The 17,021-nt window shown below is 67.0% G+C and carries 15 protein-coding genes and 1 pseudogene; 11 read left to right on the plus strand and 5 right to left on the minus strand.

Annotated features, from left to right (window positions below; translation table 11 throughout):
* Positions 1 to 21: 21 nt before the first annotated feature.
* The 4 genes from PST29_RS16820 to PST29_RS16835 all read left to right on the plus strand — a co-directional run bounded on the left by PST29_RS16820 (position 22) and on the right by PST29_RS16835 (position 4,224).
* Complete coding sequence (locus tag PST29_RS16820) at positions 22 to 804, plus strand: sugar phosphate isomerase/epimerase family protein (protein ID WP_060843769.1); 783 nt, start codon at positions 22 to 24, stop codon at positions 802 to 804.
* Positions 797 to 1,759 (plus strand): sugar kinase, encoded by a 963-nt coding sequence (locus tag PST29_RS16825; RefSeq protein WP_060843770.1) that lies wholly within the window; start codon positions 797 to 799, stop codon positions 1,757 to 1,759. The genes PST29_RS16820 and PST29_RS16825 overlap by 8 nt, the downstream gene beginning before the upstream one ends.
* Before the next feature lie 154 nt (positions 1,760 to 1,913).
* Positions 1,914 to 3,209, plus strand: coding sequence for an MFS transporter (locus PST29_RS16830; RefSeq protein ID WP_060843771.1), 1,296 nt, complete (start codon positions 1,914 to 1,916; stop codon positions 3,207 to 3,209).
* Positions 3,210 to 3,228: 19 nt separating this feature from the next.
* On the plus strand, positions 3,229 to 4,224 hold the full coding sequence (locus PST29_RS16835) for a 2-hydroxyacid dehydrogenase (protein WP_060843772.1): 996 nt from the start codon (positions 3,229 to 3,231) through the stop codon (positions 4,222 to 4,224).
* A 468-nt stretch (positions 4,225 to 4,692) separates the two neighbouring features.
* On the opposite strand, the gene PST29_RS16840 is transcribed toward PST29_RS16835, so the two are convergent.
* From PST29_RS16840 to PST29_RS32795, 3 genes and pseudogenes are all read right to left on the minus strand, one after another.
* Complete coding sequence (locus PST29_RS16840; protein ID WP_060843773.1) at positions 4,693 to 5,892, minus strand: pyridoxal phosphate-dependent aminotransferase; 1,200 nt, start codon at positions 5,890 to 5,892, stop codon at positions 4,693 to 4,695.
* Positions 5,893 to 5,977: 85 nt separating this feature from the next.
* Entirely contained in the window at positions 5,978 to 6,841 is an 864-nt protein-coding gene (locus tag PST29_RS32790) for a methyl-accepting chemotaxis protein (protein ID WP_375136267.1), read from the minus strand.
* 42 nt (positions 6,842 to 6,883) lie between these two features.
* Positions 6,884 to 7,648, minus strand: a pseudogene (locus tag PST29_RS32795) (MCP four helix bundle domain-containing protein); the annotation flags it as partial.
* A gap of 323 nt (positions 7,649 to 7,971) precedes the next feature.
* Here PST29_RS32795 and hpaB point away from each other — a divergent pair.
* Together hpaB and hpaC are read left to right on the plus strand one after the other, a co-directional pair.
* Positions 7,972 to 9,534, plus strand: a complete 1,563-nt coding sequence (hpaB, locus tag PST29_RS16850) for a 4-hydroxyphenylacetate 3-monooxygenase, oxygenase component (RefSeq protein WP_060843774.1) — start codon at positions 7,972 to 7,974, stop codon at positions 9,532 to 9,534.
* Between the two features lie 388 nt (positions 9,535 to 9,922).
* Entirely contained in the window at positions 9,923 to 10,435 is a 513-nt protein-coding gene (gene hpaC / locus PST29_RS16855) for a 4-hydroxyphenylacetate 3-monooxygenase, reductase component (protein WP_060839564.1), read from the plus strand.
* Positions 10,436 to 10,452: 17 nt separating this feature from the next.
* Here hpaC and PST29_RS16860 read toward each other — a convergent pair whose 3' ends face one another.
* Positions 10,453 to 10,803: a VOC family protein gene (locus PST29_RS16860; RefSeq protein ID WP_060839565.1), complete on the minus strand. Its 351-nt coding sequence runs from the start codon at positions 10,801 to 10,803 to the stop codon at positions 10,453 to 10,455.
* A gap of 82 nt (positions 10,804 to 10,885) precedes the next feature.
* Positions 10,886 to 11,737 carry a helix-turn-helix transcriptional regulator gene (locus PST29_RS16865; protein ID WP_082729257.1) on the minus strand — a complete coding sequence of 284 codons (852 nt, stop codon included), beginning with the start codon at positions 11,735 to 11,737 and terminating at the stop codon, positions 10,886 to 10,888.
* 214 nt (positions 11,738 to 11,951) lie between these two features.
* Between PST29_RS16865 and PST29_RS16870 the strand changes: the two genes are divergently transcribed.
* From PST29_RS16870 to PST29_RS16890, 5 genes are all read left to right on the plus strand, one after another.
* Entirely contained in the window at positions 11,952 to 12,929 is a 978-nt protein-coding gene (locus PST29_RS16870; RefSeq protein WP_060839567.1) for a helix-turn-helix transcriptional regulator, read from the plus strand.
* Positions 12,930 to 13,065: 136 nt separating this feature from the next.
* Complete coding sequence (locus PST29_RS16875; RefSeq protein WP_060843776.1) at positions 13,066 to 13,938, plus strand: transporter; 873 nt, start codon at positions 13,066 to 13,068, stop codon at positions 13,936 to 13,938.
* Between the two features lie 24 nt (positions 13,939 to 13,962).
* A complete protein-coding gene (locus tag PST29_RS16880; protein WP_060843777.1) occupies positions 13,963 to 15,126 on the plus strand; it encodes an MFS transporter in 1,164 nt (387 codons plus the stop codon).
* Positions 15,127 to 15,195: 69 nt separating this feature from the next.
* A complete protein-coding gene (locus PST29_RS16885; RefSeq protein ID WP_173664412.1) occupies positions 15,196 to 16,317 on the plus strand; it encodes a class II histone deacetylase in 1,122 nt (373 codons plus the stop codon).
* A gap of 425 nt (positions 16,318 to 16,742) precedes the next feature.
* Positions 16,743 to 17,009 carry a hypothetical protein gene (locus PST29_RS16890; protein WP_129405601.1) on the plus strand — a complete coding sequence of 89 codons (267 nt, stop codon included), beginning with the start codon at positions 16,743 to 16,745 and terminating at the stop codon, positions 17,007 to 17,009.
* Positions 17,010 to 17,021: the final 12 nt, after the last annotated feature.

Genomic DNA, 17,021 nt, shown 5'->3' on the forward strand with positions numbered 1-17,021 from the left:
CCGGTTTCAGAGGTCAGGAACATGCAGCGATCCCCCGTTTCCATCAGTCTGTCCAGCTACGGCGCGGACCTTGTGCGCGAGCACGGTCAGGCGCATTTCATCCCCCTGGTGGCCGCCGCCGGCGCGTCCTGCATTGAATGGCGCGAAGAGCTGCTGAGCGACGAAAACCCCGCGCAGCTGGCCCAAGGCGCCGAGCAACATGGCCTGGAAAGCGTGTTTTCCTCACCCCTGGAGCTGTGGCAGGCCGAGCGCCGCGCGCCCAACCTCGAACTCGCCGCCGCCTTGCAGCGGGCCCGGGCGTTCGGTGCCCGCGACCTCAAGGTGTCCCTCGGTCACTTCAGCGAGCATCACGACCTGCGCAGCCTCGCCAGCCTGCTGGCGGATCAGCCGGTGCGGCTGTTGGTGGAGAACGACCAGACCGGGCACGGTGGCCGCATCGAACCCTTCCAGCGCTTTTTCAGCGCCGTGGAGGCGCTGAACCTGCCGCTGCGCATGACCTTCGATATCGGCAACTGGCAATGGCAAGCGCAGTCGGCGCTCGACGCCGCGCGCCTGCTGGGCCGCCACGTGGCCTATGTGCACTGCAAGGCCGTGCGCCTGCGAACCGATGGCAAGCGGGTGGCCGTAGCGCCGGACGCCCCGGACCTGCAGCAGTGGGAACACCTGCTGCGGCACATGACCCAAGGTATTACCCGGGCCGTGGAATACCCGCTGCAAGGCGCCGACCTGCTGCAGGTCAGCGCCCTGCAGGTGAACCTGCTGGCCGGCCTCGGTCAGTCGCGACTGGAGCCTGCCCATGTCTGAGATCGATATCCTGTCCTTCGGTGAAACCATGGCGATGTTCGTCGCCGAGCACAGCGGCGACCTGGCCCGGGTCGAGCACTTTCACAAGCGCATCGCCGGGGCCGACAGCAACGTGGCCATCGGCCTGTCGCGCCTGGGCTTCAAGGTGGCCTGGCTGAGCCGGGTCGGCAACGACTCCCTGGGACGCTTCGTGCTCGACACCTTGCAGGCCGAGGGCCTGGACTGCCGCTTCGTGCGCCGCGACCCGCTGCACCCTACCGGCTTTCAGCTCAAGTCCCGGGAAGACACCGGCGACGACCCGCGGGTCGAGTACTTCCGCCGCGGCTCGGCGGCCAGCCACCTGAGCCTCGACGACCTGGCCCCGGCCCTGCTCCAGGCCCGTCACCTGCACGCCACCGGCATTCCCCCGGCCCTCTCGGACTCGGCCCGGGAGCTGTCCGGCCACCTGATGCAGACCCAGCGCGCCAGCGGCCGCAGCGTGTCGTTCGATCCCAATCTGCGTCCCGGCCTGTGGGCCAGCGAAACGCTGATGATCCGTGAGATCAACCGCCTCGCGGCCCTTGCCCACTGGGTGCTGCCGGGCCTCGGCGAGGGTCGCCTGCTCACCGGCCGTGACGACCCGGCGGACATTGCCGCGTTCTACCTGGACCAGGGCGCCGAAGCCGTGGTGATCAAGCTCGGCGCCCATGGCGCCTACTACCGCACCCACCTGGACGCCGGCTTCGTCGACGGCGTGCCGGTGCCCCAGGTGGTGGACACCGTCGGCGCCGGCGATGCCTTCGCCGTGGGCCTGATCAGCGCCCTGCTGGAAAGCCGCAGCGTGATCGAAGCGGTGCAGCGCGCCAACTGGGTCGGCAGCCGCGCGATACAGAGCCGGGGCGACATGGAAGGCCTGCCCCGACGCCACGAACTGCCGGACCAGGCAGCGCCCCTGAAAACCGCCTGCGCCCTATAGGAGCTGGCTTGCCAGCGAAGGGGCCCGCCAGGGCGATGCAAGGCTCGAGGGCCCTTTCGCCGGCAAGCCGGCTCCTGCACACCAGCAGTGCGCATGCGAACAAAAAACCAGAACCACCTGTTGCGACAAAAACAACAAGCTCAGGAGAACTTTCATGGACAGCCTCAAACTCGCCGCCCGCCGCTGGTGGTACATCATGCCGATTGTCTTCATCACCTACAGCCTGGCCTACCTGGACCGCGCCAACTATGGCTTCGCCGCCGCCTCCGGGATGGCCAACGACCTGCAGATCACCCCGGGGCTGTCCTCGCTCCTGGGGGCGCTGTTCTTCCTCGGCTATTTCTTCTTCCAGGTGCCGGGGGCGATCTACGCGCAAAAACGCAGCGTGAAGAAGCTGATCTTCGTCAGCCTGATCCTCTGGGGCGGCCTGGCCACCCTCACCGGGATCGTGTCCAACGCCTACATGCTGATCGCCATCCGCTTCATGCTCGGGGTGGTGGAAGCGGCGGTGATGCCGGCGATGCTGGTGTACCTGTGCCACTGGTTCACCCGGGCCGAACGTTCCCGGGCCAATACCTTCCTGATCCTCGGCAACCCGGTGACCATGCTCTGGATGTCGGTGGTCTCGGGCTATCTGGTGGAGCATTTCAGCTGGCGCTGGATGTTCATCGTCGAAGGCTTGCCGGCGGTGCTCTGGGCCTTTATCTGGTGGCGCCTGGCCGATGACCGGCCCAGCCAGGCCCAGTGGCTCAGCCCCCAGGAGAAGCAGGACCTGGAAAGCGCCCTGGCCGCCGAACAGCAAGGCATCAAGGCAGTGAAGAATTACGCCGAAGCCTTCCGCTCGCCCAAGGTGATCATCCTCGCCCTGCAGTTTTTCTGCTGGAGCATCGGGGTCTACGGTTTCGTCCTGTGGCTGCCGTCGATCCTCAAGCACGGCGCGCAAATGGACATGGTCGAAGCCGGCTGGCTCTCGGCCCTGCCCTACCTGGCGGCGGTGATCGCCATGCTTGCGGTGTCCTGGGGTTCGGACCGGACCCAGAAGCGCAAGCGCTTCGTCTGGCCGCCACTGCTGGTGGCCGCCATCGCCTTCTACGCCTCCTACCTGCTGGGTGCCGAGCACTTCTGGTGGTCCTACGGCCTGCTGGTGATCGCCGGAGCCTGCATGTACGCGCCCTATGGGCCGTTCTTCGCCATCGTTCCGGAGATTCTCCCGGCCAACGTGGCCGGCGGCGCCATGGCCCTGATCAACAGCATGGGGGCCCTGGGCTCCTTCGGCGGCTCCTACCTGGTGGGCTACCTGAACAGCGCCACCGGCTCCCCCGGTGCCTCCTACCTGCTGATGAGCGGCGCGCTGCTGCTCTCGGTGCTGCTGACCCTGCTGCTGACGCCCGGCGCCGGAGCGCCTCGGGCCAAGGGCCTGCCCCTGCCGCGCCGCCTGGCCCACTCCTGAACTGCCACAGAGAACCGTCATGAAAAAACACCTGGTGCTGTACAAGAAACTCTCGCCGTCGCTGATGGCGCGCCTGCAGGAGCAGACCGAGGTCACCCTGATCGAGGACCTGGGCCCCAACGGCCTCAAGGCCCTGCGCCAGGCCCTGCCCAGCGCCGACGGACTGCTGGGCGCGAGCCTGCGCCTGGACGCCGAACTGCTGGACCTGGCACCGCGCCTGCAGGCGGTGGCCAGTGTCTCGGTGGGGGTCGACAACTACGACATCGACTACCTGACCCAACGTGGGATCCTGCTCAGCAACACCCCGGACGTGCTCACCGAAACCACCGCCGACACCGGCTTCGCGCTGATCCTGGCCACCGCCCGGCGGGTGGTGGAACTGGCCAACCTGGTGCGCGCCGGGCAATGGCAGCGCAACATCGGTCCGCCGCATTTCGGCAGCGACGTGCACGGCAAGACCCTGGGCATCATCGGCATGGGCCGCATTGGCGAGGCGTTGGCTCAGCGCGGGCATTTCGGCTTCGGCATGCCGCTGATCTACCACAGCAACCGCCCCAAGCCGGCGGTGGAACAACGCTTCAATGCCCGCTACCGGAGCCTGGAGCAACTGCTGCAAGAGGCCGACTTCATCTGCCTGACCCTGCCCTTGACCGAAAAGACCCAGGGGCTGATTGGCCGCCGCGAACTGGCGCTGATGCGCCCGGAGAGCATCTTCATCAATATTTCCCGGGGCAAGGTGGTGGACGAAGCGGCGCTGATCGAAGCCTTGCAGGCCCGGCGGATCCGCGGCGCCGGGCTGGACGTGTTCGAGCGCGAACCGCTGGACCCGGACTCACCGCTGCTGCAACTGCCCAACGTGGTGGCCACTCCGCACATGGGCTCGGCCACCCACGAAACCCGCGAAGCCATGGCCCGCTGCGCCGTGGACAACCTGCTGGCGGCCCTGTCCGGCCAGCGCCCGCCCAACCTGGTCAATAGCGCCGCGTGGAGCCTCGGGACACGACAGACCGGTTAAGGAATTGCCCCCACCACGCCCCTCGCGACCGTAGGAGCTCGCTTGCTGGCGAAGGCGCTCGCCAGGGCGATGCAAGACCTGGTGGCCGCTTCGCCGGCAAGCCGGCTCCTACGAAAATATCGTGCAGTGCCAGGGCGACCTTAGGAGCTGGCTTGCCAGCGAAGGCGCTCACCAGGGCAATGCAAGACCTGATGGCCGCTTCGCCGGCAAGCCGGCTCCTACGAAAATATCGTGCAGTGCCAGGGCGACCTTAGGAGCTGGCTTGCCAGCGAAGGCGCTCACCAGGGCAATGCAAGACCTGATGGTCGCTTCGCCGGCAAGCCGGCTCCTACGAAAATATCGTGCAGTGCCAGGGCGACCGTAGGAGCTGGCTTGCCAGCGAAGGCGCTCACCAGGGCAATGCAAGACCTGATGGCCGCTTCGCCGGCAAGCCGGCTCCTACAAGAGACGACGCGGTACGTCTGGCGCCTAGGGGTGGCGGGTGGGGGGACGGCGTTCGAGGAGTTCGCCGGTGCAGCGGGCAATGCGCCGGCAGGCTTCGGCCAGGCGCTCGCAGTCCAGCACCAGGCCGATGCGGATGTGCCCCGCGGCGCTGGGGCCGAAGGCTTCGCCGGCCAGCACCGAGACGCCATGGCCCTCCAGCAGGCAGTCGGCGAAGGATTGGGCGTCCAGCCCGGTGCTGCGCACGTCCACCATGACGAACATGCCGCCGTCCGGGCGGATCGGCGCCAGGCCCGGGCACTGGCTCAGCAGCGAACACACCAGGTCCCGGCGTCGCCGGTACTCTTCGCGCATCTGCGCCACCTCCGGCAGGTCGCGGTCCAGGGCCACCACCGCGGCGTTCTGCACAAAATCCGGCAGGCCATAGAGCATGCACAGGGACAGGTTGCTCAGGTGCCCGGCCAGGGTCGGCGGAGCAATCACCCAGCCCACCCGCCAACCGCTCATGGCGTGGGACTTGGACAGGCTGTTGATGGTGGCGGTGCGCTCGCCCATGCGTGGCAGGCTGCCCGGACTGAAGTGCTGGCCCTCGTACAGCAGGTCACAATAGACCTCATCGGAAATCAGCCACAGATCGTGGGCAAGGCACAGCCGCGCCAGGGCTTGCCAGTCGTCCAGGGACAGGCTGGCGCCCGAGGGGTTGTTGGGACTGTTGAGCAGCATGGCCCGGGTACGCGGGGTGATCCGCGCCGCCACTTCCCGCGGATCGACGCGAAACCCCTGCTCGGCGCGCACCGGCACCGGCACGATGCGGGCTGCGCAGGCACCGAACACGCCTTCGTAGGTGACGTACATGGGCTCGGCCACCAGCACCTCGTCCCCGGGATTGAGCAGGCACTGGGCCACGGAGAACACCGCGCATTGCGCCCCGGGCAGTACCACCACGTGTTCGGCGTCGACGATCTGCCCGCTACGCCGATGGTGATGCCGGGCAATGCAGCTGCGCAGCGCCAGATTGCCGCGCACGTCCGAATAGTGAGTGTCCCCGGCCAGCAGGCTGTCGATCGCCGCCTGGACCACGGGCCTGGGGGTGTCGAAGTCCGGGTCGCCGATGGTCAGCAGCAACACGTCCCTACCCTGCTCGCGCAAAGCCAGGGCCCGGTAATGGATGTTCCAGGCCGCGGAACCTTCACCGGCGATCCGTTGGGTCAGGGCTGAGTAGCGCATCGTTTTCTCCATGAAAGATGCCTCAGGCAAAACCCTAGGTGCTGCCGGGCCGCTCGTCGAGCGCCCGGACCCACCGTTCGTGCCCCTAGATCACGAATCGCCCGACCATGGTGTTGAGGTCCACCGCCAGGCGCGACAGCTCGTGGCTGGCGGCGCTGGTCTGGTCGGCGCCGGCCGCCGACTGGGTGGCCAGGTCACGGATGTTGACCAGATTGCGGTCCACTTCACGGGACACCTGGGCCTGCTCTTCCGAGGCGCTGGCGATCACCAGGTTGCGCTCGTTGATCTGATGGATGGACTGGGCGATCTGCTCCAGAGACTCGCCGGCGGCACGGGCCAGTTGCAGGGTGCTCTGGGTGCGCTGGTTACTCTGCTGCATGGACTCCACGGCTTCGCCGGTGCCGTTCTGGATGCCGGCCACCATCTTCTCGATTTCCTGGGTCGACTGGGCGGTGCGATGGGCCAGGGCCCGCACCTCGTCGGCCACCACGGCAAAGCCGCGCCCGGCCTCGCCGGCCCGGGCCGCCTCGATGGCGGCGTTGAGCGCCAGCAGGTTGGTCTGCTCGGCGATGGCGCGGATCACGTCCAGCACCTTGCCGATGTCCCGTCCCTGGGCCGCCAGCCCTTCGATCATCAGCGAAGTGCTCTGCACGTCCTGGGCCATGGTCTGGATCGCCTCGACGGTCTGCACCACCCGGTCGCGGCCATCGCGGGCAGCCTGGGTCGATTGCTGGGAGGCCTCGGAAGTGGACACCGCGTTGCGCGCCACCTCCTCCACCGCCGCGGTCATTTCGTTGACCGCGGTGGCCGCTTGTTCGATCTCGGTGTTCTGCTGCTGCACCCCGCGGGAGGCTTCTTCGGTAACCGCGCTGAGCTCTTCCGAGGCCGAGGCCAGCTGGGTTGCCGAACCGGCGATCTGTTCGATGGTCCGGCGCAGGCTGGCCTGCATCTCGGACAAGGCGCGCAGCAGTCGCGCCGGTTCGTCCTTGCCGTCGACCTCGATGACCTGCCGCAGGTTGCCACCGGCGATGACCTCGGCGGCGTTCAGCGCCTTGTTCAGGGGAGTGACGATGCTGCGGGTCAGCAACAGCGCCAGGACGATGGTCAGCACGGCGGCGATCACCGCGACGATGACGATCCCGGTAATGGCCCCGCTGTAGTGCTCGCCGGCGGCCTGGGAGGCGCTCCTGGCTCCGGCGGCGTTGATTGCGATGAGCTTGTTCAGCTGCTCGCCCATCTGGTCGGTGCCGTCCTTGATCCGGGTGTTGATCAGGTTGCGCAGCTCATCCAGCTTGTCCTGGCGCGACAGTTCGATCATTTCCTTCTGCGCCTGCAGGTAGTTCTCCAGGGTCAGGGCGAAGGCCTTGTAGAGGTCCGCCTCCTCCCCAACCATGGGCAGCGCCGCATAACCGGACTGGGCCTGCCGGACCTTGTCCACCAGCACACCGATGCGCGTCTGGGCTTCGGCCAGCCCCGCCGGGTCGCGGTTGACCAGCACCCGGAACGAGAGAATCCGCAGGCGCAGCACGTTCTCCGTAAGGTTGCCGAGAAAGCCGACGCTGGGCAGCTGGTTGCTTTCCATGTCGATCGACGCTTCGCGGATGATCGACATGCGATTGACTGCAAACACCCCCAGCACCACGACCAGCAGGGCAATGAAGGCAAAACCGAGAAAAGCACGAGGGGCGATATTCAGGTTACGCAGAGACATAGGGCGACTCTCGAAGGAGAACGGGGCGGCGGGCATCCATGCCATTGACCGTCAGGCGCATCAGGGGCTGCACCGACGAGGGACACCACGGAACCAAGGCTCGTGGGCCTATAGGAGATATCGGCCGAACTTGAGCTTTTATATGGCTGATTCGCAAAAATATTTCTGAATATGACAAGTGTTTCAGGCCTGATACAACGCGATTCGAAGTGAATCGATAAAGCGGCAAAGTGCCAGTATCCGGCGCCGACCACCTGCTGCCCCCGGCGCCATGGAAAGTGCAAGTCATTCGCCGGAAAAGCCATTTTTTCAGCGCCGGCGCCTGCCCATCATGGGCCCAGTCCATAAAAACAACGCAGAGACTGGATATGAAACCTGAAGACTTTCGTGCCGCAACCGACCGCCCGCTGACCGGTGCCGAATACCTGGCCAGCCTGCGCGACGACCGTGAAATCTACATCTATGGCGACCGGGTCAAGGACGTCACCACCCACCCGGCCTTCCGCAATTCGGCGGCCTCCATGGCCCGCCTGTACGACGCCCTGCACGACCCGGCCACCCGGGAGCAACTGTGCTGGGACACCGACACCGGCAACGGCGGCTACACCCATAAATTTTTCCGCTCGGCGAAAAGCCCCGACGAACTGCGCCAGCAGCGCGACGCCATCGCCGACTGGTCGCGCCTGACCTACGGCTGGATGGGCCGCAGCCCCGACTACAAGGCCGCCTTCGGCAGCGCCCTGGGGGCCAACCCGGAGTTCTACGGGCGATTCGCGGACAACGCCCGCACCTGGTACAAGCGCATCCAGGAAGCCTGCCTCTACCTCAACCACGCCATCGTCAACCCGCCCATCGACCGTGACAAACCGGTGGATCAGGTCAAGGACGTGTTCATCTCGGTGGACGAGGAAGTCGACGGCGGGATCATCGTCAGCGGCGCCAAGGTGGTGGCCACCAACTCGGCCCTGACCCACTACAACTTCGTCGGCCAGGGCTCGGCCCAGCTGCTGGGGGACAACACCGACTTCGCCCTGATGTTCATCGCCCCGATGAACACCCGCGGCATGAAGCTGATCTGCCGCCCATCCTACGAACTCCAGGCGGGCATGACCGGTTCGCCCTTCGACTACCCGCTGTCCAGCCGCTTCGACGAGAACGATGCGATCCTGATCATGGACAAGGTGTTCATCCCCTGGGAAAACGTGCTGATCTACCGCGACTTCGAGCGCTGCCGCCAGTGGTTCCCGCAAGGCGGTTTCGGGCGGTTGTTCCCCATGCAGGGCTGCACCCGGCTGGCGGTCAAGCTGGACTTCATCACCGGGCTGCTGGTCAAGGCCCTGCAATGCACCGGCTCCCTGGAGTTTCGCGGGGTCCAGGCGCAAGTGGGCGAAGTGGTGGCCTGGCGCAACCTGTTCTGGTCGCTGACCGACGCCATGCACGGCAACGCCAGCGAATGGATGAACGGCGTCTACCTGCCCAGCACCCAGGCCCTGCAGGCCTACCGGGTACTGGCGCCCCAGGCCTACACCGACATCAAGAAGATCATCGAGCAGGTGGTGGCCAGCGGCCTGATCTACCTGCCCTCCGGCTCCCGCGACCTCAAGGACCCGCTGCTCAACCAGTACCTCGGCACCTACTGCCGGGGTTCCGGCGGCATGGGCCACGAAGAGCGGATCAAGATCCTCAAACTGCTCTGGGACGCCATCGGCACCGAGTTCGGCGGGCGCCACGAGCTGTACGAGATCAACTACGCCGGCAGCCAGGACGAGATCCGCATGCAGTGCCTGCGCCACGCCCAGGCCAGCGGTTCGATGAAGGCCATGACCGACCTGGTGGACAAGTGCCTGGGGGACTACGACCTCGACGGCTGGACCGTGCCGCACCTGAGCAACCCCGACGACATCAACATGCTCGACCGCATCCGCCAATAGCCGCGAAGCCGGCGTGTGTAGGAGCTGGCTTGCCAGCGAAAGCGCCCGCCAGAGCACCACAAGGCTCAGCGCCCTCTTCGCCGGCAAGCCGGCTCCTACCGAAAAGGCCAATGTCCACCTGTTGTCGTAGGAGCTGGCTCGCCAGCGAAAGCGCCCGCCAGAGCACCACAAGGCTCGGCGCCCTCTTCGCCGGCAAGCCGGCTCCTACAGAAAAGGCCAATGTCCACCTGTTGTCGTAGGAGCTGGCTCGCCAGCGAAGGCGCCCGCCAGAGCACCACAAGCCCCAGGTCCGCTTCGCCGGCAAGCCGGCTCCTACAGCTTGAGCCCGCCGTCAGCCCCGCGTTGGCAGCCAGACGTCCGGCCGCCCTGCGCCCACGAGGAATTCGTCATGTCTGTACTCGATCCCAAGCAACTCGCCTTTCGCAACGCCATGGCGCACATGACCGCAGCGGTCAACGTCATCACCAGCAACGGCCCCGCCGGCCGCTGCGGCATCACCGCCACCGCGGTCTGCTCGGTCACCGACAGCCCGCCGACCCTGATGGTCTGCGTCAACCGCACCAGTGCCCTGAACCCGGTGTTCAAGGGCAACGGCCAGCTGTGCGTCAACGTCCTTAGCGGCGAACACGAAGACGTGGCCCGGCATTTTGCCGGCATGACCGGGGTGGCCATGGACCAGCGCTTCGGCCTGCATCCCTGGCGCGACGGCCTGCAGGCCCTGCCGGTGCTGGATGGCGCCCTGGCCAGCCTCCAGGGGCGCATCACCGAGGTCCAGGAAATCGGCACCCATTCGGTGATGCTGGTGGAGCTGGATGAAATCAGCGTGCGCGAACAGGGCGATTCGCTGGTGTACTTCAGCCGCTGCTTCCACCGCCTGCAGCACCCCTGCCCGGCCGCCTGATCGCCCCGCTGCAGCGGCTAGGACCCAGGGCAATCCGGCTGGTGCAGGCCGAAGCACACGCCTTGGGGGTCGTGACACAGGCAGAACCGCCCGAAGCCCGGCTCAGGGGGGCTGATGTCCCCCGCGCGGCCCCCCAGGGCCAGAACCCGGGCGACGCTATCCGTCATGTCGCTGACCCGGAAGTACAGGACCATGCGCGACTGCGGATCGTCGCCGTGCACCCCGACCCGCACCGAGGGCGCCTGCAACCAGGCGTCCTGCGTGGCTCCCATCGGTTGCGGCGACCAACCGAACAGCCCCTGGAAAAACACCCGTGACTGCGGGCCATCGACCACACCTATTTCCACATGAGAAAGGCTACCGGACATACATCCTCCACGTTCAAGAGACAGAGCCGTCACTGTCCGCCGCAACGGCTTCGTGGGTCTTGAACAAAACTGACCGGGCCACTCAATTCTCCCGGCCTTCGAGCAAGGATGCCGGTTTGCCGGGAATATCGGCCCAGCCGCCCCGGGCATAGGCGCCCGGGGAACAGCCGGCGAAGGCCTGGAACTCCCGGGTGAAGTGGCTCTGGTCGCTGTAGCCGCACAGCACCGCCACCTGCACCAGCTCCAGCACCGGGCGCGCTTCCAGCAACTGCTGGGCGCGGGCAAAACGAAGGTGCCGGGCGCAGGCCTTGGGCCCTTGTCCCAGATGGGCCTTGAAGCGACTGGCGAAGTGCCGGCCGCTGCAGCCGGCCTGCTGGCTCAGATCACGGATCGAGGTGCCGCCAGCGCTTCGCTGCAGTTGCTCCCAGGCCCGGCGCAGCCTCTCGGGCACCTCGCGGTGCGAGTTGCGCAAACGCTCGACAAGAAAGGTTTCGACTCGCTGCAATCGACTCGTCCAGCAAGGGGTTTCTTCCAGGGCCTCGACCAACAAGCCGACCGACGGGCCCCACAGTTCCGGCAAATCCAGCCAAGGGCTGGCGAGCACTTGGCCATCGCCCTGAAACAGGCGGTACGCGGCCCAGGGCGGCAGCTCCACCTCGATGCATGAATGCACACCGCTCTGCTCGACGATCAGCGGAGCGGCCGGGCGGCTGACCACGAACGCCTGGCAACGCTGCTCGCGCCCATTGGCGGCGAGCCCGTAGGGGGACGCCAGCCCGAGCACCAGCTTGACCTGAGGCTGCGCGATCTCAAGCCGTTGCACGGTGCCCGGCAGCGTCTCGCTGAAGCCGTACAAGCGCGCGCCCCAGGGCCGCAGCCTGAGGGCATCAAACCCGCTGACGCAGTGCGAAACGGGCAAGGGCTGCCTGGGCATCGAACTCACTCCCAATGCTGATCACGGATCGACCCGCCCAAGCATAAGCGAACAACGCCACTGGGCCATGGGCCACCTCCTGCATCTGTAGGATGGCGGCCGCCGCCCCAGCCATCGATACTCGTCCCAGGCCCTGCCCACGTCCCCCAGGCGTACGGTCCTCAACCACTTCCGTGACGAAAACAATAACAACGTCGCACAGAGGTACAGCCCCATGAACCGACCCGATCACGCTCCGGCCAGCCTGTTGCAGGCCTTCAGCGAGCTGACCCTGGACTTGCAGCAACTGGCGCAGAACAAGGACATCGAAAGCCTTCACTCCCATGCCCTGGCGCGCATCGGCAGACTCTTGCCCTTCGACAGCGCCTGGTGGGGGCGCGCCGCCCTGGTGGACGGCCTGCCGGATGAGCACAGCTGCTACCTGCACCGCCTGCCGCCGAGCTACCTGCCGGACTGGCAATCGATCCGCCACACCGATGTCACCGTGCGCCGGGTGCACGAAGTGCCGGGCCGGGCGGTGATCGTCGACATGGCCGACCCGGACAACGGCGCCGGCCTCAACTGGCTGGGTCGCCAGTACCACATCGGCGAACTGCTGTGCGTGGTGCACATCGACCCCCATACCCAGCTGAACAACCACCTGGCCCTGTACCGCGCCCCGGGCGCGACGCGCTTCAACCAGGACGACTGCCAGCTGCTGAACAACCTGATGCTGCACCTGGTGGCGGCGGTGTCGGCCAATCAGATCCGCACCCTGGTGGCGATGCGCGAAAGGCTCAGTCGCCCGCGCAACCTGGCCCTGGCGGTGTGCGACCAGCGCGGCGTGCTGCAGTGCGCCGAACGGGGGTTTGTCGACCTGCTGCTCAATGAATGGCCGCGGTGGAACGGTCCGCAACTGCCCATGGCTTTGGACAGCAACGGCTTCGAGGGCAAGCGCCTGCAGATCGACTGCTCGGCCGTGGGCGACCTTTACCTGCTGGCGGCCCGCAGCCGCGCCCTGCTGCCCAAGCTCAGCCCCCGGGAAAACGCCGTCGCCCAATGCTTCGGCGACGGCAAGACCTACAAGGAAGTGGCCCGGGACCTGGGCATGTCGCCCAACACCGTGCGCCATCACATCCGCGCCATCTACAGCAAGCTCGGAGTCAAGGACAAAGCTCGCATCGCCCAGTTGCTCCACGCCCCGCCCGACTGATCCAGACCGCTGATCCGCACTGACTGGCGCCGTCGTGTTTGACGGCCACGGGCAGCCTTTGCCTGTTTTTTGCCCCACTGCCGCGTGCCGGCGAGCCATTCGCCGAATAACAACACCGACAAGAGACGCACCGCCCATGACAAGGATTCCGACCCGTATCGCCCTGGCCCTGGCTGGCTCCCTGGCCAGCCTGTCGCTCAACGCCGCGGACCTCAACGCCCGCGACTTCTTCGCCGCCCCCCCGGGCACCAGCCTCGGCGTGCTGTACCTACCCGCCACCCGCGCCGGCGATTTCCACGGCCCGGCCGACAGCAGCGGCAAGGCCGATCTGCGGATCAACGCCATGGCCTACCGCCAGGTGTTCTTCAGCGACCTGTGCGGCACCCTGTGCACCCCACAATTCATCGTGCCCTTCGCCGACATCAGCGCCCGCCTGCCCGGCGCGGAGCGCCGCAGCGGCGAAAGCGGCTTCGGCGATCCCCAGGTCGGCGGCACGCTGTTCTTCATCAACCAGCCGCAAACCCGCACCTACAGCGGCCTGCTGACCCTGGTCACGCTGCCCCTGGGCGAGTACCACGGGCGCAACCCGGACGTGTCACCCGGGGCCAACCGCTGGGGCGCGACCTTTGTCTACAACTACACCCAGGGCCTGGGGGAAAAATGGGTGCTGGAAGCCAACCTCGAAGCCCAGCTCTATGGCAGCAACAACGACTATTTCGGCAGCGACCTCAAGCAGGACCCGCTCTATCGCCTGCAGGCCTTCGCCTCCTACGACTTCACCCCCGCCACCTACGGCGCCCTGCGCCTGATCCACGCCGACGGCGGCGAACTGCGGATCAACGACCGGCGCATCGACGACACCCACAAGCGCTACACCCAGGTCGGCTTCGAGCTCGGGCACTGGCTGGACAAGCAGAACCAGCTGCTGTTCAGCCTCTCGCAAAACGTCGCCACCGAGAACGGCTTTGCCGGCACCGATGCCTTGCTGCGCCTGGTCCACGTGTTCTGAACCCCTTGCCTGCGGAGCCTGTCCATGACCACCCGGAACCCCACCTTGAGCGTCACCTCACACCTCAGCCACCCGCCTCTGGGCCTGCTGGCGGCCATCGTGCTGTTCGCCGCCATCACCCCCGCGGTGCTGTTGACGGCCCCGGCCATTGCCGCGCAACTGGCCAGCCAATGGCAACTGAGTCCGACCCGGATCGGCGACCTGTTTTCCGCCGAGCTGGGGGCCATGAGCCTGGCCACGCTGCCGGCCATCTGGTGGCTGAAACACATCGACTGGCGCCGGGCGGCGTTGTGCAGCGCCCTGCTGTTCATCGTCGCCAACCTGCTGTCGATGCTGGCCCACGACTATTCACTGTTGCTGATGGCGCGCTTGTGCAGCGCCCTGGCCGGCGGCTCGCTGATGATCATCTGCCTGGCCAGCGCCGCCGCCAGCCCCACGCCCAGCCGTGCCTACGGCTTCTGGGTAATGGGCCAGCTGGTGCTGGGGGCCATCGGCCTGAGCCTGCTGCCCATGCTCTTCCAACGCTTCGGCCTGGGCGCCTGCTACCTGATCCTGGCGCTGCTGATGACCCTGTGCCTGCCCCTGGTCCGCTGCTTTCCATCGGGAGCAGCGCGCCCTGGCGCCGACGCGCCGCCGGCACCGGCGATCTCCCGATTCAAGGCGGGCCTGGGGATTCTCGGCATCCTCACCTTCTACATCAGCCTCAGCGGGGTCTGGACCTTCATCGGCGCCATCGGCAGCCAGTCCGGCCTCTCGGCCCAGACCAGCGGCGACATCCTGGCCATCGCCACCCTGATGGGCATCGTCGGGGCGCTGTGCGCCACCCTGTTCGGCGACCGCCTGCCGCGCAGCGCCCTGCTCCTGCTGGGCTACGGCCTGATGGCAGGCTCGGTGCTGCTGCTTCTGGACCAGCCGCAGCTGGCGCGTTTCGCCCTGGCGGCGCTGGTGTTCAAGTTCACCTGGACCTTCATCCTGCCGCTGATCCTGGCGCGCATGGCCGAGATGGACCGCAGCGGCCGGCTGATGAATGCCTCCAACCTGGTGATCAGCGCCGGTCTGGCCATAGGCCCGTCCCTGGCCGGGCGCCTGATCGAAAGCAGCGGCGGTTTCCAGGGACTGTTGCTGGGCGGCGCACTGATCACCCTGGCATCCCTGGCCCTGGTGCTCGGTTGCCGCCCTCCTCGCTAGCCACCCGCCAAGCGCCCCGGTCGGCAGCCGGGCTGCGCTGCCCCTTTCCCCTGAAAAATGGACATCACCATGACCTGCAAAACCGCGTTCTTCTTCGATGAACTCTGCCTGTGGCACAGCGGCGGCCCCCATGTGCTGACCCTGCCGGTGGGCGGCTGGGTGCAACCGCCGTCCGCCGCCGGACACGCCGAATCCCCGGAAACCAAGCGTCGCCTGAAAAGCCTGATGGACGTCTGCGGCCTGACCCGACAATTGCAGGTGCACAGCGCCCCACCTGCCAGCGAGGCGGACCTGCTGCGGGTCCACCCTGCCGACTACCTGCAACGCTTCAAGGCCCTGAGCGATGCCGGCGGCGGCCAGTTGGGGGATGAAGCACCGGTGGGTCCGGGCAGCTATGAAATCGCCAAGCTGTCTGCCGGTCTGGCCCTGGCCGCGGTCGACGCCGTGCTCAGCGGCGCAGCCGACAATGCCTATGCCCTGTCGCGGCCACCGGGACACCACTGCAAAGCCGACCAGGCCATGGGGTTCTGCTTTCTGGCCAACATCGCCATCGCCATCGAAGCCGCCAAAGCCCGCCACGGCCTGGGCAAGGTGGCGGTCATCGACTGGGACGTGCACCACGGCAACGGCACCCAGTCGATCTTCGAGGAACGGGCCGACGTACTGACCCTGTCCCTGCACCAGGATGGCTGCTTTCCACCGGGTTATGGCGGTGAACACGAACGCGGACGCGGCGCCGGCCTGGGCTGCAACATCAACGTTCCGCTGCTGCCCGGTGGCGGCCATGACGCCTACCTGTACGCCATGCGGCAGATCGTGGTGCCGGCCCTGGAGCGCTTCGAACCCGAGCTGATCATCGTCGCCTGCGGCTACGACGCCAACGCCGTGGACCCGCTGGCGCGGATGCTGCTGCACAGCGATTCGTTCCGCGAGATGACCCAGTGCCTGCGCGACGCCGCCGAGCGCCTGTGCCATGGGCGCCTGGTGCTGGTGCACGAAGGCGGCTACTCCGAGGCCTACGTGCCTTTTTGCGGGCTGGCGACCCTGGAGGCGCTATCGGGCATCCGTACCGCGGTCCAGGACCCGATGCTGGAATTCGTGCGCCAGCAGCAGCCCAAACCGGACTTCGCGGCCTTTCAGCGCCAGCTGCTGGACCACCAGGCCGCGGCCATAGCGGCCGCCACTCGCTGATCCGCCCCGCTCCCTACCGGGGCTGATGTCCAGCGGCAAGACGCCGGGCATCAGCCACCGCCTGCCTTACCCCCCCTCCCAGCCACCTTGCGCCCCAGGCCAAGGGTTGCCAGCAAAGCCCATTGAGCGGCGCCCCGGGGCCGATGCCCGGCCGGCGCTTCTCTGCCTGCCGCCGCGGGCGCTGACCCGGCACACTCACCCCGACAAAGGCCAAAGGTTTTCTATTCTCTCCTCAACCACCTGACCCGCAGGTCCGATTCCTCGCCGTTCCCCTAAAGAACAACCCTTGCGTGCCGCAGCAACGCGCCCCTGCCTTCGGGACGGGTGTGTCGCGCGCCGGGGCCTGTCCGTCTGCTTGCCCACCCTCCCCGGTTGCCAGGATTTGCCACTGATCGGGGGCTTGCCTATCCGCTGAGACAAAGGAGATGTCCATGGACCGCAAGACCAAGCACTACCTCGACGAGATCGACTTCTGGCAGCGGGCCCGCGCCCGCCTGTTGCAGCACGCGGCCCAATGGCGCGAGCCTCCCCCTGGCCCGGGGCAAGCCGCCGTGCTCGATACCGCCAAGGAACCGCTGGACGATCTGTTGCAGCGCTGCGGCCTGGATGCACTGCGTCGCGACTCCGAACAGGCTGCGCCATCCCGGTACGGGGCCGGCGGGAGCACGCCGCCGACGGAACCGGCGGACTGAAGCCGCGTGGGC

It is taken from the genome of Pseudomonas sp. St29, from assembly GCF_001547915.1.
In the GTDB taxonomy this organism is placed as follows: Bacteria; Pseudomonadota; Gammaproteobacteria; order Pseudomonadales; family Pseudomonadaceae; genus Aquipseudomonas.